The 576-nt window shown below is 76.0% G+C and carries 2 pseudogenes; one reads left to right on the plus strand and one right to left on the minus strand.

Annotated elements, in window-relative coordinates:
• Positions 1-442 (plus strand): annotated as a pseudogene (locus AC5LUJ_RS20375) (hypothetical protein); the annotation flags it as partial.
• Positions 443-452: 10 nt separating this feature from the next.
• On the opposite strand, the pseudogene AC5LUJ_RS20380 reads toward AC5LUJ_RS20375, so the two are convergent.
• Positions 453-576, minus strand: a pseudogene (locus AC5LUJ_RS20380) (aromatic compound degradation protein PaaI); the annotation flags it as partial.

Genomic DNA, 576 nt, shown 5'->3' on the forward strand with positions numbered 1-576 from the left:
GAGTATCCGGCCGCTGCTCCGGCAGGCCCTGCACCTGGATACGGCGGCTCCGGGCCTGCACGGGCCGGCGGTCCTCGGCGGCGCCCGCGTGATCGGCGCGCTGCTGATCGCCGGGGCCGGGCCGGACGGGCTGGGCCTGCCCGCCGGCACGACCGGCACCATCGGCCCCACCGGCACCATCGGCCCCACCGGCACCATCAGCTCCACCCGCGGCATCGGCCCCGCCGACACCGGCAGCTCCACTGGCACCGGCGGAGACGCCGTCGGTGCCGACATCAGCACCGACGGCGGGACGTTCGCCGCACTCCCCCTGGCCGGGCCAGGTGTTCTCGTCAGCGCGCTGGCCTCCGACGCGGTCACTCTCCGGCGCTCCCTGGAGGCCGGGGCGGCAGCCGTATCCGCGCGGACAGCCGTACCTTCGCGAACGGGCGAGACCGCGTGAACGGTCCGCGCTACGTGCCCGAGGTGGCGCTCTCCAGCGGAAAGACCAGAAAGGTGCTGCTGGCGGTCGCGACCACCTTGCCGGCGGCGTCGCGGACATCCCCCTCGGCGAACGCGACCCGGCGGCCGGGCTTG

The sequence above is a fragment of the Protofrankia sp. CiP1_Cm_nod3 genome, from assembly GCF_982290655.1.